Annotated in this window: 16 protein-coding genes; 4 read left to right on the top strand and 12 right to left on the bottom strand. The window is 72.4% G+C overall.

Annotated elements, in window-relative coordinates; genetic code table 11:
- Nucleotides 1-38: 38 nt before the first annotated feature.
- Both Ae505Ps2_RS05205 and Ae505Ps2_RS05210 read right to left on the bottom strand, forming a co-directional pair.
- The gene (locus Ae505Ps2_RS05205) at nt 39-440 is read right to left on the bottom strand and encodes a DUF779 domain-containing protein (protein WP_075553450.1); all 402 of its coding nucleotides are present in this window, start codon (nt 438-440) and stop codon (nt 39-41) included.
- Nucleotides 440-1,963, bottom strand: coding sequence for an aldehyde dehydrogenase family protein (locus Ae505Ps2_RS05210; protein ID WP_075309683.1), 1,524 nt, complete (start codon nt 1,961-1,963; stop codon nt 440-442). The genes Ae505Ps2_RS05205 and Ae505Ps2_RS05210 overlap by 1 nt, the downstream gene beginning before the upstream one ends.
- 191 nt (nt 1,964-2,154) lie before the next feature.
- Here Ae505Ps2_RS05210 and Ae505Ps2_RS05215 point away from each other — a divergent pair, with 191 nt between their 5' ends.
- Complete coding sequence (locus tag Ae505Ps2_RS05215) at nt 2,155-3,630, top strand: helix-turn-helix domain-containing protein (RefSeq protein ID WP_075553451.1); 1,476 nt, start codon at nt 2,155-2,157, stop codon at nt 3,628-3,630.
- A gap of 4 nt (nt 3,631-3,634) precedes the next feature.
- Here Ae505Ps2_RS05215 and Ae505Ps2_RS05220 read toward each other — a convergent pair whose 3' ends face one another.
- The 3 genes from Ae505Ps2_RS05220 to Ae505Ps2_RS05230 form a co-directional block, all read right to left on the bottom strand.
- Nucleotides 3,635-4,678, bottom strand: coding sequence for a YihY/virulence factor BrkB family protein (locus Ae505Ps2_RS05220; RefSeq protein WP_075309679.1), 1,044 nt, complete (start codon nt 4,676-4,678; stop codon nt 3,635-3,637).
- Nucleotides 4,679-4,821: 143 nt separating this feature from the next.
- The gene (locus Ae505Ps2_RS05225) at nt 4,822-5,334 is read right to left on the bottom strand and encodes an FKBP-type peptidyl-prolyl cis-trans isomerase (protein ID WP_075309677.1); all 513 of its coding nucleotides are present in this window, start codon (nt 5,332-5,334) and stop codon (nt 4,822-4,824) included.
- Between the two features lie 49 nt (nt 5,335-5,383).
- Nucleotides 5,384-6,970 (bottom strand): amidohydrolase family protein, encoded by a 1,587-nt coding sequence (locus Ae505Ps2_RS05230; protein WP_249265373.1) that lies wholly within the window; start codon nt 6,968-6,970, stop codon nt 5,384-5,386.
- Nucleotides 6,971-7,054: 84 nt separating this feature from the next.
- Between Ae505Ps2_RS05230 and Ae505Ps2_RS05235 the strand changes: the two genes are divergently transcribed.
- Both Ae505Ps2_RS05235 and Ae505Ps2_RS05240 read left to right on the top strand, forming a co-directional pair.
- Nucleotides 7,055-7,699 (top strand): TetR/AcrR family transcriptional regulator, encoded by a 645-nt coding sequence (locus tag Ae505Ps2_RS05235; RefSeq protein WP_075309673.1) that lies wholly within the window; start codon nt 7,055-7,057, stop codon nt 7,697-7,699.
- 100 nt (nt 7,700-7,799) lie between these two features.
- Nucleotides 7,800-8,459 (top strand): nucleoside/nucleotide kinase family protein, encoded by a 660-nt coding sequence (locus Ae505Ps2_RS05240; protein WP_198932350.1) that lies wholly within the window; start codon nt 7,800-7,802, stop codon nt 8,457-8,459.
- Nucleotides 8,460-8,528: 69 nt separating this feature from the next.
- Here the strand turns inward: Ae505Ps2_RS05240 and Ae505Ps2_RS05245 are convergent, their stop codons facing one another.
- From Ae505Ps2_RS05245 to lysS, 4 genes are all read right to left on the bottom strand, one after another.
- Entirely contained in the window at nt 8,529-11,072 is a 2,544-nt protein-coding gene (locus Ae505Ps2_RS05245; protein ID WP_060714044.1) for an ATP-dependent Clp protease ATP-binding subunit, read from the bottom strand.
- A gap of 232 nt (nt 11,073-11,304) precedes the next feature.
- Nucleotides 11,305-12,132, bottom strand: a complete 828-nt coding sequence (locus Ae505Ps2_RS05250; RefSeq protein WP_075309669.1) for a siderophore-interacting protein — start codon at nt 12,130-12,132, stop codon at nt 11,305-11,307.
- A gap of 78 nt (nt 12,133-12,210) precedes the next feature.
- Nucleotides 12,211-12,558, bottom strand: a complete 348-nt coding sequence (locus Ae505Ps2_RS05255; protein ID WP_075553453.1) for an Lsr2 family protein — start codon at nt 12,556-12,558, stop codon at nt 12,211-12,213.
- Between the two features lie 276 nt (nt 12,559-12,834).
- Nucleotides 12,835-14,292, bottom strand: a complete 1,458-nt coding sequence (gene lysS, locus Ae505Ps2_RS05260) for a lysine--tRNA ligase (RefSeq protein WP_075312687.1) — start codon at nt 14,290-14,292, stop codon at nt 12,835-12,837.
- Between the two features lie 180 nt (nt 14,293-14,472).
- Between lysS and Ae505Ps2_RS05265 the strand changes: the two genes are divergently transcribed.
- Nucleotides 14,473-15,234 carry a class I SAM-dependent methyltransferase gene (locus tag Ae505Ps2_RS05265; protein WP_075309667.1) on the top strand — a complete coding sequence of 254 codons (762 nt, stop codon included), beginning with the start codon at nt 14,473-14,475 and terminating at the stop codon, nt 15,232-15,234.
- A 17-nt stretch (nt 15,235-15,251) separates the two neighbouring features.
- On the opposite strand, the gene Ae505Ps2_RS05270 is transcribed toward Ae505Ps2_RS05265, so the two are convergent.
- The 3 genes from Ae505Ps2_RS05270 to panC are packed head-to-tail and all read right to left on the bottom strand — an operon-like array spanning nt 15,252 to nt 17,340.
- Nucleotides 15,252-16,055, bottom strand: coding sequence for a type III pantothenate kinase (locus Ae505Ps2_RS05270; RefSeq protein WP_075309665.1), 804 nt, complete (start codon nt 16,053-16,055; stop codon nt 15,252-15,254).
- A 10-nt stretch (nt 16,056-16,065) separates the two neighbouring features.
- Nucleotides 16,066-16,476 carry an aspartate 1-decarboxylase gene (panD, locus tag Ae505Ps2_RS05275; protein WP_020622271.1) on the bottom strand — a complete coding sequence of 137 codons (411 nt, stop codon included), beginning with the start codon at nt 16,474-16,476 and terminating at the stop codon, nt 16,066-16,068.
- Between the two features lie 21 nt (nt 16,477-16,497).
- Nucleotides 16,498-17,340 carry a pantoate--beta-alanine ligase gene (panC, locus tag Ae505Ps2_RS05280; protein WP_233147811.1) on the bottom strand — a complete coding sequence of 281 codons (843 nt, stop codon included), beginning with the start codon at nt 17,338-17,340 and terminating at the stop codon, nt 16,498-16,500.
- Nucleotides 17,341-17,361 lie beyond the last annotated feature (21 nt).

Consider the following 17,361-nt stretch of genomic DNA (forward strand, 5'->3'; position numbering starts at 1 on the left):
ACCACGGCCCGGGGCGGGGTGCCCCGGGCCGTGGTGGGTCAGTCCTGCATCGCCCGCCACTCGTCGTCGGTGAACAGCCGCGAGCGGATCAGGAACCGGACGCCCTCCGGCGCCTCGACTGAGAACCCGCTGCCGCGTCCCTTCACGACGTCGACGGTGAGATGCGTGTGCTTCCAGTACTCGTACCGCGACGCCGACATCCAGAAGCCGATCGGCTTCTCCAGTCCCTCGACCCGCAGGTCGCCCAGGTGGACGTCCGAGTTGCCGGTCTTGAAGTCACCGTCCGGGTAGCACATCGGGGCGCTGCCGTCGCAGCACCCACCGGACTGGTGGAACATCAGCGGACCGTGCAGGTCGGTGAGTCTGACCAGCAGATCGGCGGCGGCCGGCGTCAGCGTCACCCGCTCGGTCGGGGTGACACCGACGTCCGGCTCACCCATCAGAAGAAGCCCAGCGCGTTCGGCGAGTAGCTCTGCAGGATGTTCTTGGTCTGCTGGTAGTGGTCCAGCATCATCTTGTGGTTCTCGCGCCCGATGCCGGACTGCTTGTAGCCGCCGAAGGCCGCGTGCGCCGGGTAGGCGTGGTAGTTGTTCACCCACACCCGGCCGGCCTGGATCTCGCGGCCCGCCCGGTAGGCGGTGTTCGCGTCGCGGCTCCACACGCCGGCGCCGAGGCCGTAGAGCGTGTCGTTGGCGATCTTCATGGCGTCGTCGTAGTCGGTGAAGCGGGCCACCGAGACGACCGGGCCGAAGATCTCCTCCTGGAAGATCCGCATCTGGTTGTTGCCCTCGAACACGGTCGGCTTGATGTAGTAGCCGCCGGCGAGGTCACCGCCCATCTCGGCCTTCTCGCCACCGGCGAGGACCTTGGCGCCCTCCTGCCGGCCGATGTCGATGTAGGACAGGATCTTCTCGAACTGGTCGTTCGAGGCCTGCGCACCGATCATGGTCTCGGTGTCGAGCGGGTTGCCCTGCTTGATCTGCTCGACCCGCTTGACGGCCTGCTGGAGGAACTCGTCGTAGATGCCGCCCTGGATGAGCGCGCGCGACGGGCAGGTGCAGACCTCGCCCTGGTTGAGGGCGAACATCGCGAAGCCCTCGAGCGCCTTGTCGTAGAAGGCGTCCTGCTGCGAGGCGACGTCGTCGAAGAAGATGTTGGGGCTCTTGCCGCCGAGCTCCAGGGTGACCGGGATCAGGTTCTCCGAGGCGTACTGCATGATCAGCCGGCCGGTCGTGGTCTCACCGGTGAAGGCGATCTTGCGGATGCGCTTGTTCGACGCCAGCGGCTTGCCCGCCTCGACGCCGAAGCCGTTGACGACGTTCAGCACACCCGGCGGGAGCAGGTCGGCGACCAGCTCGAGCAGCACGTGGATCGAGACCGGGGTCTGCTCGGCCGGCTTCAGGACGATCGCGTTGCCGGCGGCGAGCGCGGGGGCCAGCTTCCAGATCGCCATCAGGATCGGGAAGTTCCACGGGATGATCTGACCGACGACGCCCAGCGGCTCGTGGAAGTGGTAGGCGATGGTGTCGGCGTCGATCTCCGACGACGTGCCCTCCTGCGCCCGGATCGCACCGGCGAAGTAGCGCAGGTGGTCGACGGCGAGCGGGATGTCGGCGGCCAGGGTCTCGCGGCAGGCCTTGCCGTTGTCCCAGGACTCGGCGATCGCGATCAGCTCGAGGTTCGCCTCGACCCGGTCGGCGATCTTGTTCAGGATGTTCGCCCGCTCGCCGGCGGAGGTCTTCCCCCACGCCGGGGCGGCGGCGTGCGCGGCGTCGAGCGCCTTCTCGATGTCCTCGGCGGTGCCCCGGGCGACCTCGGTGAAGTTCTGACCGGTGATCGGGGTCGGGTTCTCGAAGTACTGGCCCTTCACCGGAGCGACGTACTCGCCGCCGATGAAGTGCTCGTAGCGCGGCTTGAAGGAGACGACGCTGCCCGGCTGACCGGGGTTGGCGTAGACGGCCATGAATGGTCCTTCCCTGAGGTGCTTCGTCGAACCGAGGGCGCGGTGCGGAACGCACGTTGCGCGTGACCGCCGACACTAGGAAGGTGGGGGTTGCACAGAAGTTGCACGCAGATGCGGAACCTGACCCTCCGGTGAGTGCCGATCACGCGGATTCGATTCAGGTAAGGCAAAGCTGACCGTAAGGTGAGGACGTGGCAGCGGAGCACGCGGATCGCCGGGTGTACGAGCGGGCGCGCGACGCCCTGCTCGGCGGCACCCCCGGCACGCACCCCGCCGGGGTCCGGCCCGAGGTCCGCGCCTCCTGGGCCCGCTCGCTGGCAGCGGCGGTCGACCCGGAACGCGCCCGTCCCCCGCACGACTACGACCGTGCCGAGCTCACCGACCGGCGGGCGGCGCACCCCCTCGCGTCCGTGCTGCCGGTGCTGCGCGAGACGCTGACCGACGCCGCCGAACAGGCCCGGCACATGATGGTCGTGACCGACGGGCGCGGGCGGGTCCTGTGGCGCGAGGGGGCCCGTGCGGTGCTGACCCGTGCCGAGCGGGTCGACCTGGTGGAGGGCACCCGGTGGAGCGAGGACGCCGTCGGCACCAACGCGATGGGCACCGCGCTGGCCGGCGCCGCCCCGGTCCGCATCCACTCCGCCGAGCACCTGGTCAGCGCCTACCACCCGTGGACCTGCGCGGCCGCGCCGGTGCGCGACCCCGCGACCGGGCAGGTGGTGGGCACCGTCGACGTCACCGGTCCGGAGGAGAGCTTCCACCCGACGACGCTGGCGCTGGTCACCGCGGCCGCGCGGCTGGCCGAGCACCGGTTGCTGGCCATCGCCGAGGCCCACGACCGGCGGCTGCGCGAGGAGTACTGGCCGCACCTGACCCGGCTCGGGGGCACCCCGGGCGCGCTGCTGTCCGCGCACGGGCGGGTGCTGGCCGCGTCGCCGGGCAGTGAGTTCCCGGAGCGGATCGCCCTGCCCGACGGCGGGGACCGGGTCGTCGTCGACGGCGTCGTGGTCGGCGGGGCGCCGGTGGGCGGCGGGTCCGTCGCGGGGGTGCTGGAGCCGCTGGGCGAGGGCTGGCTGCTGCGGCTGTCCGTGGGAGGGCCCGCGCGGACGGCACTGACCCTGCCGCTGCTCGGGGCGCGGACCCCCGTCGTCGCCCGCCGGGACGGGCGCCCGGTGCGCCTGGGCCTGCGCCACGCCGAGGTCCTCGCGCTGCTGGCGCTGCACCCGGAGGGGCTGACCGCCGACCAGCTCGCGGCTGCCCTCTACGGCGACGGCGGCCGCGCCATCACCGTGCGCGCCGAGGTGCACCGGCTGCGGCGCGCCGGCGGCGAGGACACGGTGCGGACCCAGCCCTACCGGCTCGTCGCCGACGTCGACGCCGACTTCCTCCGGCTGCGCGCGGCGCTGCGGGAGGGTCGGGTCCGCGACGCCGCGGCCGAGGCCGCCCGTGGGCCGCTGCTGCCGACCTCCGACGCACCGGAGATCCGCCGGGCCCGCGAGCAGCTCGCCGTCGCGGTCCGGTCGGCGCTGCTGCGGGCCGACGACCCGGACGCGCTGTGGACCCTGGTCCGGGCCGGTCGGACAGCGGGCACCGACGACGAGGAGCTGCGCCACCGGCTGCGGGGTCTGCTGCCGTCGTCGGACCCGCGGCGCGACGAGCTCGGCTGAGGGCTCATCCCGGGTCGGTGTGGTCGGGGATGCCGTCGTCGTCGGAGTCGGGCAGTCGCGGGTCCTCCTCGCCGGCCCGCACCGCCTCCAGCTGCGCGGACAGCGCCACCCCGGCCAGCAGCGCGACCCCGGTGACGTTCGCCCAGATCAGCAGGGCCATCACCGCCGTCAGCGGGCCGTAGGTCTCGCCGAAGGTGTCGGCGACCGCGACGTAGAGCCCCAGCAGCCCGGACGCGACCAGCCACATCAGGACCGTCGCCGCCGCCCCGACGCCGAGCCAGGACAGCCCCGGCTGACGGCGGCGTGGCGCGAACCGCAGCAGCACCGTCACCGCGACGACGAGCAGCGCCAGCCCGACCGGCCAGCGCACGACGTCCCACACCGTCTCGGCGACCGCGCCCCACCGGTACACCTCGCGCACCGCGTCCCCGAACGGCTCCCCCGCCACGATCAGCAGCAACCCGGCCGCCATCGCGACGCCCGCCGTGGCGGTGAGCGCTGCGGCACGCGCGTACTTGGCGAGCGCGGGCCGGTCCCGCTCGGTGCCGTAGATCCGGTTCGCGCCCCGCTCCAGCTGCGCGAACGCCGAGGTGGCCGCGGCGAACGCGGTGAGCAGGCCGAGCACGAGCACCAGCTCACCGCGTTCCCCGGTGGGGGTGTCGTCGCGTTCCGGCTGCTCGCCGGGGTCCTCCGGGCCGCCGGTGCCGGTGCCCGTCGCGCCCGGGTCGCCGACCGCGTCCGCGACCAGCTCGTCGCTGGTGCCCGGGGACAGTGCCAGCACCGTCCGGGCGACGACCTCCGAGGCCCCCTCGGCGCCCGCCGCGGCGGACAGTCCGACCCCGGCGATGATCAGCGGGACGGCGGCGAGCGCGAGCTGCAGGCCGAACGCGCGGGCGTGGGAGAAGCCGTCGCCGTAGCGGAAGCGCAGGAAACCCGCGGACAGCAGGTGCCCCAGGCCGTAACGGCGCAGGGTGTGGGCGGCGTCGTCGGCGGAGAGCTCCTCGCCGGTCATCAGCCGGGTCTCCGGGACCGGGCGCACCGAGCTCATGCGCAGAACCTAGCCGCAGGAGGACGCCGCCACCGTGCACCTCGGCGAGCTCCTGCCCACCTCGGAGGACCCGGCGGTGCGGGTCGAACCGGAGCAGGCCCGTGACCGCGACGACGAGTGCCTGCGGACCGCCCGGACGGAGCTCAGGACACCTGGACGGCGTCCACGACGAAGACGAGGGTCTCGTTCGGTGCGATGCCGCGACCGCCCGCCCCGTACGCCTTGTCCGGCGGGATCACCAGCAGTCGGCGGCCGCCCTCGCGCATGCCGACCACACCCTCGTTCCAGCCGTCGATGACCGGGGCGTCGCCCACCTTCTCCAGGGGGAAGGTCTCGCCGCGGAACCAGGAGGCGTCGAGCTCCCGCTTGTCCGACCAGGTCACGAGGTCGTAGTGGGTCTGCACGGTGGAGCCGAGGACGACCTCGGGACCGGTGCCGACCACGAGGTCCTTGCTCAGGAGCTGTGCGGGCGGGGTGCAGGTGTCCGGCACGGTGATCGTCGGCTTGCTGCCGGGGTCCCCCGCCACCCCGATGTCGTCCACCGTGCAGACGGGCGGCGGCGCGGGGGCGGCCGCCGGTGCCGGGGCCGGTTCGGGGGCCGGGGAGGAACAGCCCGCCAGAGTGACGAGCAGGCCGAGGACGGCGAGGGAGCGCATGGAGTCGACCTTAGGGACGCCGTCACCCCGCGTCGTGGCGGGCTCGGCCTCAGGCCGTCGCGAGGAGCGCGCCCACCCGGGCGTCGAGCGCGTCGATGGGGTGCACGTGCCCGGCGCGCACCACGGTGCAGACCGTGGCGAGGTTCTCGACCGACTGCAGCGGGTCGGCGGCGAGCAGGAGGAGATCCGCGTCGGCCCCCGGGACGATGCGGCCCATCCGGTCGCCGCGGCCGAGGTACTCGGCCGGCGCCGTGGTGGTGCTGCGGAGCACCTCGAGCGGGCTCAGGCCCGCCCGACCGAGCTCCCGGAACTCCTCGTGGATCGAGCGCGCGACACCGCGGCCGCTGGTGTCGGTTCCGCTCATGATCCGAGTGCCTGCCGCGGCGATCCGACCGACCGTCCGTACACAGCGCTCGTAGTACTCGTGCAGCACGTCGCGGTCGGCCTGCGGGGCCGCGCGGAACGCCTCGGCGTCGGCCTGCTGACGTTCGCGCTGGTCGGCGGGCGCGCGCTGCAGCCAGGGATCCTCCCGGAACTCCGGGCCATCGGGGCGGTACTTGCCACGCAGGCCGACGAGGGTCGGGCAGTGCCAGACCCCGTTGTCCGCGAAGGAGCGACCCAGCGCGTCGGTGCGCTCCTCGGAGTAGGTCTCGAAGGCCCGTCGGAGCAGGGCGATCTGTGCCTCGTCCGTGGTGCTCGTGGCGGGGCCGAGGAAGCTCTCCTTCAGGAACGCGTCGAAGAACTCGGCCGCGAACGGCAGCCGGGCCACCCAGGCCTGGAACGGCAGGCCGGTCGGCTCCTGGGCCCACAGCGCCTGCGACTCCGACGACAGGGTCAGGAACACGCTCTGGCCCGTCCCGAGGTGCTCGATCGAGTCGAAGCCCGCCGCGGCCGCGTCCTCGATGTGGACCGCCGGTGGCAGGTGACCCGCGATCCGCAGCCCGCGCCGGTGCACCTCGTCCACCGCGGCGAAGAAGACCTCCGGTTCCGTGAGGATCATCTTGATGAAGTCCGCGCCCTGGTCCCACTGCCGGGCGATCTCCTCGCGGACGCCCTCGACCGAGGCCGCGTTGAAGGGCAGCAGCAGGTCGCCGGGCATCCCGAGCAGCTGCGGGGCGTACTCGTCGAGGCCGAGCCGCTGCTGCGCGCGGTCGGCGAGCAGCTCGGGCGATCCCTCCATCTGCCGCATCCCGGTGATGCCCTGGGCCAGCATCAGGGTGAGGCCCAGCTCGGTGTCCGGGAGCTGGAGCACGTGGGTGTGCATCTCGTTGTAGCCCGGCACCGCGAAACGGCCCGTCCCGTCGATCACCCGGGCGCCCGACGACGGGGCGTCCGCCGTGGCCGTGACCGCGCGGACGCGGCCACCGTCGACCAGGATGGACCGGCCGGCGACCCGGCTCCCGTCCGCGGGGTCGACGACGGTCACACCGTCGATCCGGACGGCGCTGGACGGCGCGACGACGGCCCGCGGGCGAGGCTCGGACACGGTCGCCGCCCGGATGGCCTCCGCACCCGCCGCGCCGAGCCCTACGAGTGCCACCCCCACGCCCGCTCGTGCGAGGAACCGCCGTCTGCTGCTCACCCGGGAGGGGCCCTCCACCTCGAGCTCCGCCGCCTCGTCGCCGTCGGCCGGCATCGGGTTCACCCCTCTCGCCTTTCCGATGGAAGCATCATTACTGATGATATCATCAGATTTGGCGTCGGTGCTACGTTCCGGGGCATGCCGGACACCCCGGAGGAGCCGCGCGGCGGGCGTCGGGAGCGCCGCAAGGAACGCACTCGCACGGCGCTCGTCGGGGCTGCTCGACGCCTCCTCCTCGAGCGGGACGGCAGGCAGGCGAGCATCCAGACCATCACCGAGCTCGCGGACGTGGGGTTCGGCTCGTTCTACAACCACTTCGCTTCGAAGGAAGACCTCTTCGAGGCGGCGAGGGACGAGACCGTCGCGGACTACTTCGCCTGGCTGGACGCGCGTCTCGAGGCCGATGCCGACCCGGTGCGGCGGCTCACCGAGAGCATCCGGCTCACCGGCAGGCTCATCGTCGAACGACCCGAACTGGCGCAGGCCCTGAGCCGCGCAGACCGGCCCGCGGGCACGGACGCCCTGTCGCGACGGATGGAGGCGGACGTGCGCGCCGCCCTGGCCGCGGCCGACATCGTCGTGGGTGCGGCCGAGTTCGAGACGCTCCTGGTGGCGACGCTGGGGGCCATCCGCGCCGTCGTCGAGCGCGCGGCCGACTGGACGCCGACGGAGACCGCCGCGAACGCCGAGGTCCTCGCCCCCGCCGTCACCCGGCTGTTGGGCCTGCCCGAGAACGCCGGTCGGCCCGGATCCCGTGCGGGCTCCGGGCCGTCGTCTGGATGAGCGGTCAGCCGGTCAGGCGTACTCCTCGGAGGAGGTGCTGCCACGGGCGGAACCCGGCCGCAGGGGGGCAAGAATGACGGCCGTGGACACCCCGGCACGGATCGACCGCTTCGACGAGCTGGTGGAGCGCGCGCGGGCACTCACCGCCGGACGACGACGGGCGCTGCTGGGCATCGCGGGCCCGCCCGGGGCCGGGAAGACGACCGTCGCACTGGCCCTGGTCCGCGCGCTCGCCGCCGCGCCCCCGGCCGGGCTCGGCCCGGGCCGGGTCGCCCACGTCCCGATGGACGGCTACCACCTCGCCGACGTCGAGCTGGACCGGCTGGGCCGCCGTCACCGCAAGGGCGCTCCGGACACCTTCGACGCCGACGGCTACGCCGCACTGATCGCCCGCCTGCGGGCCACCCCCACCGACGGCGCGGGCCCCGTGTACGCCCCGGCGTTCGACCGGGAGATCGAGCAGCCCGTGGCCGGGTCGATCCCGGTGCACCCGGAGTGCCGCCTCGTGGTCAGCGAGGGCAACTACCTGCTCCTCGACACCCCCACCTGGCGGGCGGTGCGGGCCGGGTTCGACGCGGTGTGGTTCCACGAGACCGACGAGGCGCTCCGGCTGGAACGCCTGGTCGCCCGGCACGTGCACTTCGGCAAGACCCCGGAGGCGGCGCGGGCCTGGGTGGAACGGACCGACGAGCCGAACGCCCGCCTGGTCGAGGCCTCCCGGGGCCGGGCCGACCTGGTCGTCGCGCTGCGCTCGGCGTAGAGCCCGCACACGACGGCGGGCCGCCCCGGAACTCCCGGGACGGCCCGCCGTCGTCGTGCGTGGGTCCTGCTACTCCTCGCCGGCCAGCGCGGTCGGCGGGGAGTCCGGCACCGGCTCGGACGGCTTGCGCTCACCACGGAAGGTGAACTTGGCCTTGTCCGACCAGGCGTTGGAGCCCTCCTCCGCGGAGGTGTCGAGGCCCTCGACGTCGACGATGACGATCTGCCCGGCCTCGATCTCGCCGAACAGGATCTTCTCCGACAGCTGGTCCTCGATCTCCCGCTGGATCGTCCGGCGCAGCGGCCGGGCGCCCAGGACGGGGTCGAACCCGCGGTGGGCCAGCAGCTTCTTGGCGTTGTCGGTGAGCTCGATGCCCATGTCCTTGTTCGCCAGCTGCTTCTCCACCCGCCCGATCATCAGGTCGACCATCTGGATGATCTGTTCCTGGTTGAGCTGGTGGAAGACGATGATGTCGTCGATGCGGTTGAGGAACTCCGGCCTGAAGTGCTTCTTCAGCTCGTCGTTGACCTTCGTCTTCATCCGCTCGTAGTTCGACTTCTCGTCGCCGCCGGAGGAGAAGCCCAGCCCCACGGCCTTCGAGATGTCCTGGGTGCCCAGGTTCGAGGTGAAGATCAGCACGGTGTTCTTGAAGTCGACCGTGCGGCCCTGGCCGTCGGTGAGACGGCCGTCCTCGAGCACCTGCAGGAGCGTGTTGTAGATCTCCTGGTGCGCCTTCTCGATCTCGTCGAACAGCACCACCGAGAACGGCTTGCGCCGCACCTTCTCGGTGAGCTGGCCGCCCTCCTCGTAGCCGACGTACCCGGGAGGGGCGCCGAACAGCCGCGAGGCGGTGTAGCGGTCGTGGAACTCACCCATGTCGATCTGGATGAGGGCGTCGTCCTCGCCGAACAGGAAGTTCGCGAGCGCCTTGGACAGCTCGGTCTTACCGACACCGGACGGGCCGGCGAAGATGAACGAGCCGGACGGGCGCTTCGGGTCCTTCAGACCGGCGCGGGTACGACGGATCGCCTGCGAGACGGAGCGGACCGCGTCCTCCTGGCCGATGATCCGCTTGTGGACCTCGTCCTCCATCTTGAGCAGACGGGTCGTCTCCTCCTCGGTCAGCTTGAACACCGGGATGCCGGTCCAGTTCCCCAGCACCTCGGCGATCTGCTCGCCGTCGACCTCCGCGACGACGTCGAGGTCGCCCGACTTCCACTGCTTCTCGCGCTCGGCCTTCTCGCCGAGCAGGGTCTTCTCCTGGTCGCGCAGGTGCGCGGCCCGCTCGAAGTCCTGCGCGTCGATCGCCGACTCCTTGTCCCGGCGGACGTTCGCGATCTTCTCGTCGAACTCCCGCAGGTCCGGCGGAGCGGTCATCCGGCGGATGCGCATCCGGGCGCCGGCCTCGTCGATCAGGTCGATCGCCTTGTCCGGCAGGAAGCGGTCGTTGATGTAGCGGTCGGCCAGCGTCGCCGCCGAGGTCAGCGCGTCGTCGGTGATCGTGACGCGGTGGTGCGCCTCGTACCGGTCACGCAGCCCGCGCAGGATCTCGATCGTGTGCTCGACCGACGGCTCGGACACCTGGATCGGCTGGAAGCGGCGCTCCAGCGCGGGGTCCTTCTCGACGTACTTGCGGTACTCGTCGAGCGTCGTCGCACCGATGGTCTGCAGCTCGCCGCGGGCCAGCATCGGCTTGAGGATCGAGGCGGCGTCGATCGCGCCCTCGGCGGCACCCGCACCCACCAGGGTGTGGATCTCGTCGATGAACAGGATGATGTCGCCGCGGGTGCGGATCTCCTTGAGCACCTTCTTGAGGCGCTCCTCGAAGTCACCGCGGTAGCGGGAACCGGCGACCAGCGAGCCCAGGTCGAGGGTGTAGAGCTGCTTGTCCTTCAGCGTCTCCGGGACCTCGCCCTTGACGATCGCCTGGCCGAGGCCCTCGACGGCGGCGGTCTTGCCGACGCCGGCCTCACCGATCAGCACCGGGTTGTTCTTGGTCCTCCGCGAGAGGACCTGCATGATCCGCTCGATCTCCTTCTCCCGGCCGATGACCGGGTCCAGCTTGCCCTCACGGGCCTGCTGGGTGAGGTTGCGACCGAACTGGTCCAGCACCAGCGACGAGGACGGGGTGCCCTCGCCACGGCCACCGGTGCCGCTCTCCTGCGGCTCCTTGCCCTGGTAGCCGGACAGCAGCTGGAGCACCTGCTGACGGACACGGTTGAGGTCGGCGCCCAGCTTGACCAGCACCTGGGCCGCGACGCCCTCGCCCTCACGGATGAGCCCGAGCAGGATGTGCTCGGTCCCGATGTAGTTGTGGCCGAGCTGCAGCGCCTCGCGCAGCGATAGCTCCAGCACCTTCTTCGCCCGGGGCGTGAAGGGGATGTGGCCGGACGGGGCCTGCTGCCCCTGGCCGATGATCTCCTCGACCTGCTGTCGCACGCCCTCCAGAGCGATACCGAGGGACTCGAGCGCCTTCGCGGCGACGCCCTCTCCCTCGTGGATCAGGCCAAGGAGGATGTGCTCGGTCCCGATGTAGTTGTGGTTGAGCATCCGGGCCTCTTCTTGGGCCAGGACGACAACACGTCGCGCTCGGTCGGTGAACCTCTCGAACAATTCGCACTCCTTGCCTGCTGCGCCTCACTGACGGCGCGACCAGCATCTGTCGTACGGTCCGGGGCTCGCCCGAACCGACACTGCGCCCTCGCGTGACACCGCGCCAGGCCACCCTCGCGGGAGACCTCATACCACTGTATCGGTCGAAGGGGCCCCGGCGCCTCCACCTGACGTGCACCGGGGTACGTGCCGGCGGTAACACGGGGGACACCTGCCGTGTTCCCGGCGACTGTCAGCCGGTCGTGGCGGCGGCCTCCTCGCGTTCCCGCTCGGCCGCCTTGAACTGCCGGAACCCTTCCTCGTCGCGCCCGCGACGCCAGTAGCCGGAGATCGACAGGTCGTCCTTGGCGACGCCGCGCTCGCGGGTGAGATGCCTGCGGAGTTCGCGCACGGCGATCGCCTCGCCGTGCACGAAGGCGTGGACACGGCCGGGGAGGAACTCCAGATCCGCGACGACGGCGGGCAGCTGCTCCGAGTCCGGGTCGCCCCCGGCGTCGCTGCGGTACAGCCACCGCACGTCCACGTCGGGGCCGGTCGGCACGGCGATCTCGTCGCCGGGGGCCTCCACCTGCAGGACGGCGACGACCGGCCGGCCGGCCGGGATCCGCTCGAGCGCGGCGCAGATCGCGGGCAGTGCGGCCTCGTCGCCCACGAGCAGGTGCCAGTCGGCGTCCGGGTCCGGGGCGTAGGCACCGCCAGGGCCGACCATCCGCAGCCGGTCACCCGGGCGGGCGGCGGCCGCCCACGGGCCTGCGAGACCGGTGTCGCCGTGGTGGACGAAGTCGATGACGAGCTCGCCGGCGGCGTGGTCGAGCGAGCGGACGGTGTAGGTCCGCTGGGCGGGCCACTGGTCACGCGGCAGCTCGGCGTGCACCCGGTCCATGTCCAGCGGCTCGGGGTACTCGACGCCGGGGAGCGGGAAGAGGATCTTGACGTAGCGGTCGGTGTACTCCGTGTCGGGGAACGCCGCCAGGCCGTCGCCACCGGCGACGACGCGCACCATGTGCGGGCTCAGGCGTTCGGTGCGGAGCACCCGGAGATCGGTGACGGGGCGGGCCATCGGGCTGCCTCCCAACGACGAAGGGGAAGGGGCCGTCGCGACGGTACCCCTCCCCCGACCCGTTCGGTGAGGTAGACCTTAGTTCTCCTGGTGGTAGGCCTCGAGGACCTCGGTCGGGATGCGGCCGCGGTCGGAGACCTTCATCCCGCGGTTGCGGGCCCACTCGCGGATCGCCTGGTTCTGCTCGCGGTCGACCGACGGACGGCGGGCCGCCGTGCTCGCCGAGCCGCTGCCGCGACGCCGGGTCGCGCCCCCGGCCCGGCGGGCCGCGGCGACGTAGTCGGCGAGCACGTCGCGCAGCTTCTTCGCGTTCCCGTCCGACAGGTCGATCTCGTAGTTGCGCCCGTCGATACCGAACTCGATCGTCTCGTCCGCCGCGTCACCGGTCAGATCGTCGACGAGCCGGACTTCCTTGATCTGCGCCATCTCCGCAGCCTCCTTGAATGGCCGAACACGTTCATGATGAGGGACCGGGGCCGACATCGGCGACTGCGCGACGCAATAGCAGGACGCAATACGACACCACCGGGTACCGGTTCCGACTCGAATCAGAGAGTATCCGAGAAATGATCGTGGCGTCGACCCGGGTCGGGAGAATGCGGCGAAACGAGCCCCACACCACTCGTACGGGTCCGACAAACACGACGTTCCCGGTCGCCGTTCGCGGCCGGGGACGTCGTCGGATGTGCGTTCGGAACCGGTTCAGGACTCCCCGCGGACCAGCGGGAACAGGATCGTCTCGCGGATTCCGAGGCCGGTCAGCGTCATCAGCAGACGGTCGATACCCATTCCCATGCCGCCGGTGGGCGGCATGCCGTACTCCATGGCACGCAGGAAGTCCTCGTCGAGCTGCATGGCCTCCGGGTCGCCCGCCGCGGCCTTGAGCGACTGGGCGTACAGGCGTTCCCGCTGCTCGACGGGGTCCACCAGCTCGGAGTAGGCCGTGGCCAGCTCCACCCCGAAGACGATGAGGTCCCAGGACTCCGACAGCCGGGGGTCGTCGCGGTGCGCACGGGTCAGCGGCCGCACCTCGACCGGGAAGTCCCGCACGAAGGTCGGCTCGAGCAGGGTGTGCTCGACCAGCTTCTCGAACAACTCGAGCACGATCTGGGCAGCCGTCGGATAATCGGTGATGTCGACGTCGTGCTCGTGCGCGATCCGTTGCAGTTCAGTCAGTTCGGTGTCCGGCGTCACATCCTGGCCGACGGCCTCGGACACCGATCCGTAGATGGTCACCGAACGCCACTCGCCACCGAGATCGTGCTCCGTGCCGTCGTGGTGGCGCACCGTGGTGGAACCGAACAGCGCCCGTGCCGAGGCCTGGATCAGCTCACGGGTCAGGACCGCCATGTCGTCGTAGGTCGCGTAGGCCTGGTAGGCCTCCAGCATCGCGAACTCCGGGGAATGCGTGGAGTCGATGCCCTCGTTCCGGAACACCCGGTTCAGCTCGAAGACGCGCTCGATACCGCCGACCACGCAACGCTTCAGGAACAGCTCCGGGGCGATCCGCAGATACAGATCGGAGTCGAGTGCGTTCGCGTGCGTGACGAACGGGCGCGCGGTGGCGCCGCCGTGCAGGTTCTGCAGCATCGGCGTCTCGACCTCGATGAAGTCGCGGCCGGTGAGCGACTCGCGGACGGTCCGCAGCACGGTGGACCGCGCGCGCACGGTCTCGCGGGCCTGCGGACGCAGGATGAGGTCGACGTAGCGCTGCCGGACCCGGTTCTCCTCGGAGAGCTCCTTGTGCGCGGTCGGCAGCGGCCGGACCGACTTCGCGGCGACCGACCACTCGTCGACCATCACCGAGAGCTCGCCCCGCCGCGAGGTGATGACCTCGCCGCGCACCGCGACGAAGTCACCCATGTCCACGACGGCCTTCCAGCCGGCCAGCGCGTCGGCGCCGACCCGGTCGAGGGAGAGCATGGCCTGCAGCTCGGTGCCGTCGCCCTCGCGCAGCGTCGCGAAGCAGAGCTTGCCGGTGTTCCGCACGAAGATCACCCGGCCGGCGACGGCGACGGTCTCGCCCGTCGCGGTGTCCGCGGGCAGGTCCGGGTGGGCCTCGCGGACCTGGCGCAGCGAGTGCGTGCGGGGGACCTCGACGGGGTACGGGTCGGTGCCCGCGGCGATCAGCTCCGCGCGCTTGGCCCGGCGCACCCGCATCTGCTCGGGGAGGTCGGCCTCGGTCGCCGGGTCGGTCGGGGTGCCGGGAGTGTTCACGGCAGGTCAGGCTATCGGCGGTACCCGGGAGCGCCCGTCGTCACCCCCCTGCCCGGCGACCGGCGCACGCGGCGGGGCGTCGGGACATCGCGCGGCGGCCGATCACCGGCCTACCGTGGGACGGTGCCCGACGACGAGGTGGACCGCGGCCGCACGTTCGGCGCCGTCGCCCCTGCCTACGACGACCACCGGCCCTCCTACCCCGACGCCGCCGTCGACCTGGCGCTGGCCGGGACCGGCCCGGGGCGGGTGCGGGTCCTCGACCTGGGCGCGGGGACCGGCAAGCTGACCCGGTCACTGGTGGCGCGCGGGCTCGACGTCGTGGCGGTGGAACCGGACCCGGAGATGCTCGCGGTGCTGCGGGCGCGCACCCCCGGCGCCGACGCCAGGGCCGGGTCCGCGGAGACGATCCCGCTGCCCGACGGCGACGTCGACGCCGTGCTGGTCGGGCAGGCCCTGCACTGGTTCGACCTGGACCGGGCCGTACCGGAGATCGCCAGGGTGCTGCGCCCCGGCGGGGTGCTGGCCGGGCTGTGGAACAGCGGCGACCCCGACGTCGGCTGGGTCCGCGAGCTGGGCGAGGTGGGTGAGCGTGGACGGCGGGTCCCCGGGAACGCGGCCGGGGGCGGCACCCCGCCCCGGATGCCCGGCGAGCCCTGGTTCACCGACGCGCACCAGGAGCAGGTCACCTGGCCGCGGGCGACCGGCGTCGAGCAGCACGTCGCCGACATCGCCACCCACTCCTGGGCACTCCTGAGCACCCCCGACGAGCGCGACGCGGTGTTCGCCGCCGTGCGTGGCTTCCTGCGCGAGCGGGTCGCCGACGCCGACGGCCGGTTCACGATGCCGATGCGCACCATCGTGTGGCGGGCCCGGCGCGCCTGAGCCCCGTCGGCAGCCCGTCAGCGGGTCCGGTGGTGGCGCAGGTGGGTCAGCCGCAGCCCGTGCAGGGTCAGGTCCGGGACATGGTGGGTGACGGTGTCGGCGCGCCCGTGGACGAGTTCCGCGAGCCCGCCGGTGACGATCACGCTGACCGGCAGCGCGTCCGGCCCCAGCTCGGCCAGGATCCGGCGGACCAGCCCGTCGACCTGACCTGCCGCCCCGTAGAGCACCCCGGCCTGGACCGCCTCGACCGTCGTGCGGCCGATCACCGAGCGCGGCTCGACCAGGTCCACCGGCCGCAGCGACGACGCCCGCTCGGCCAGCGCCTGCATCGCGATGTCGACGCCCGGGGCCAGCGCGCCGCCGAGGAACTCGCCCTTCGCGGTGACCACGTCGATGTTCGTGCAGGTCCCGAGGTCGACGCAGATGCAGGTGGTACCGAACAGGTGGTGCGCGGCGAGCGAGTTCACCACTCGGTCCGCGCCCACCTCGCGCGGGTGGTCCACCAGCAGCGGCACGCCCGTCCGCACCCCCGGCCCGACGACGAGCGTCCGCATCCGGTCCGACCAGCGCGCGAGCAGGGTGCGCAGCTCCCGCGACGGCCCGGGCACCGTGGACAGCGCGGCGACCGCGGTGACCTCGGGGAAGTGCGCGCCGAGCATCCCGGAGACGGTGAGGTCCAGCTCGTCGGCGGTGGCGGAGGTGTCGGTGCGCAGCCGCCAGCGCCGCTCCGGCACCGGGTCGAGCCCCTCCGCATCGGTCCCGGTGTCGGGGTAGAGCCCCAGCGAGACGTGGGTGTTCCCGACGTCGATGCAGAGCAGCACCGCGTCGTCCCTACCGGGCCGCGCTGGTCAGCAGACCCGAGCCTGCCGGGGCGTGCCCCGGGTCGGCGCCCAGGTCCGCGATCCGGTTGTCGGCGTCGACGAAGACGACGCGCGGGCTGTAGTCGCGCAGCTCGGCCTCGTCGTAGGAGCCGTAGGAGATCAGGATGACCAGGTCACCGGGGTGCACCAGGTGCGCGGCGGCGCCGTTGATGCCGATCACCCCGGAGCCGGGCTCACCGGTGATCACGTAGGTCTCCAGGCGGGCGCCGTTGGTGATGTCGACGATGCTGACCTGCTCGCCCTCGAGGAGGTCGGCGGCCGCCATCAGGTCGGCGTCGACGGTGACCGAGCCGACGTAGTGCAGGTCGGCCTGCGTCACGGTGGCGCGGTGGATCTTGGACTTCATCATCGTGCGGTTCACGGCGGTTCTCCTCGGAGGCGGTCAGAACGCGATGGGGGCGTTGTCGATGAGCCGGGTGGTGCCGACCCGGGCGGCGACGAGCAGGCGGCCGTCCCCGCCGCCCGGAGCGGGAGCGGGGCCGAGGTCGGCGTCGCGCAGCTCCAGGTAGTCGACGTCGACCTCCGGCTCGGTCGCCAGCTCGGCGCGGGCGGCCTCCAGCACCGCGTCGTGCCCGCGGACCGACACCGCGGCACCGGCGGCCAGCGCCCGCGACAGCACGGCGGCAGCGCGGCGCTGACCGGGGTCGAGGTAGACGTTGCGCGAGGACAGGGCCAGCCCGTCGTCCTCGCGGACGGTCGGGACGCCGACGACCCGGGTCGGGAAGTCCAGGTCGCGCACCATCCGCCGGATCAGCGTGAGCTGCTGGTAGTCCTTCTCGCCGAACAGCGCGACGTCCGGGCCGACGATGTGGAACAGCTTCGACACGACGGTGAGGACGCCGTCGAAGTGGCCCGTGCGGGAGGCGCCCTCCAGCTCGTCGCCGAGCGGTCCTGCGGTGACCCGAGTCTGCGAGCCCGGCGGGTACATGTGCTCGACCTGCGGGGTGAACACCAGCTCGACTCCCTCGTCGCGGCAGGCGTCGAGGTCGGCCTCGATCGGGCGCGGGTAGCGGTCGAGGTCCTCGTCCGCACCGAACTGCAGCGGGTTCACGAAGATCGACACGACCGGGACGACGGCGCCGGGGATCCGCTTGGCGTGCCGGATCAGCTCGCGGTGGCCCTCGTGCAGCGCGCCCATCGTGGGGACGAGGACGACCTTGCGGCCGGCGCCGCGCAGCGCACGGGTGACCGCGGCGAGCTTCGCCGGGTCGCTGTGCACGGTCAGCCGGCCGGTGCCGTACCCGTT

The sequence above is a fragment of the Pseudonocardia sp. Ae505_Ps2 genome, from assembly GCF_001932425.1.
Lineage (GTDB): Bacteria > Actinomycetota > Actinomycetes > Mycobacteriales > Pseudonocardiaceae > Pseudonocardia.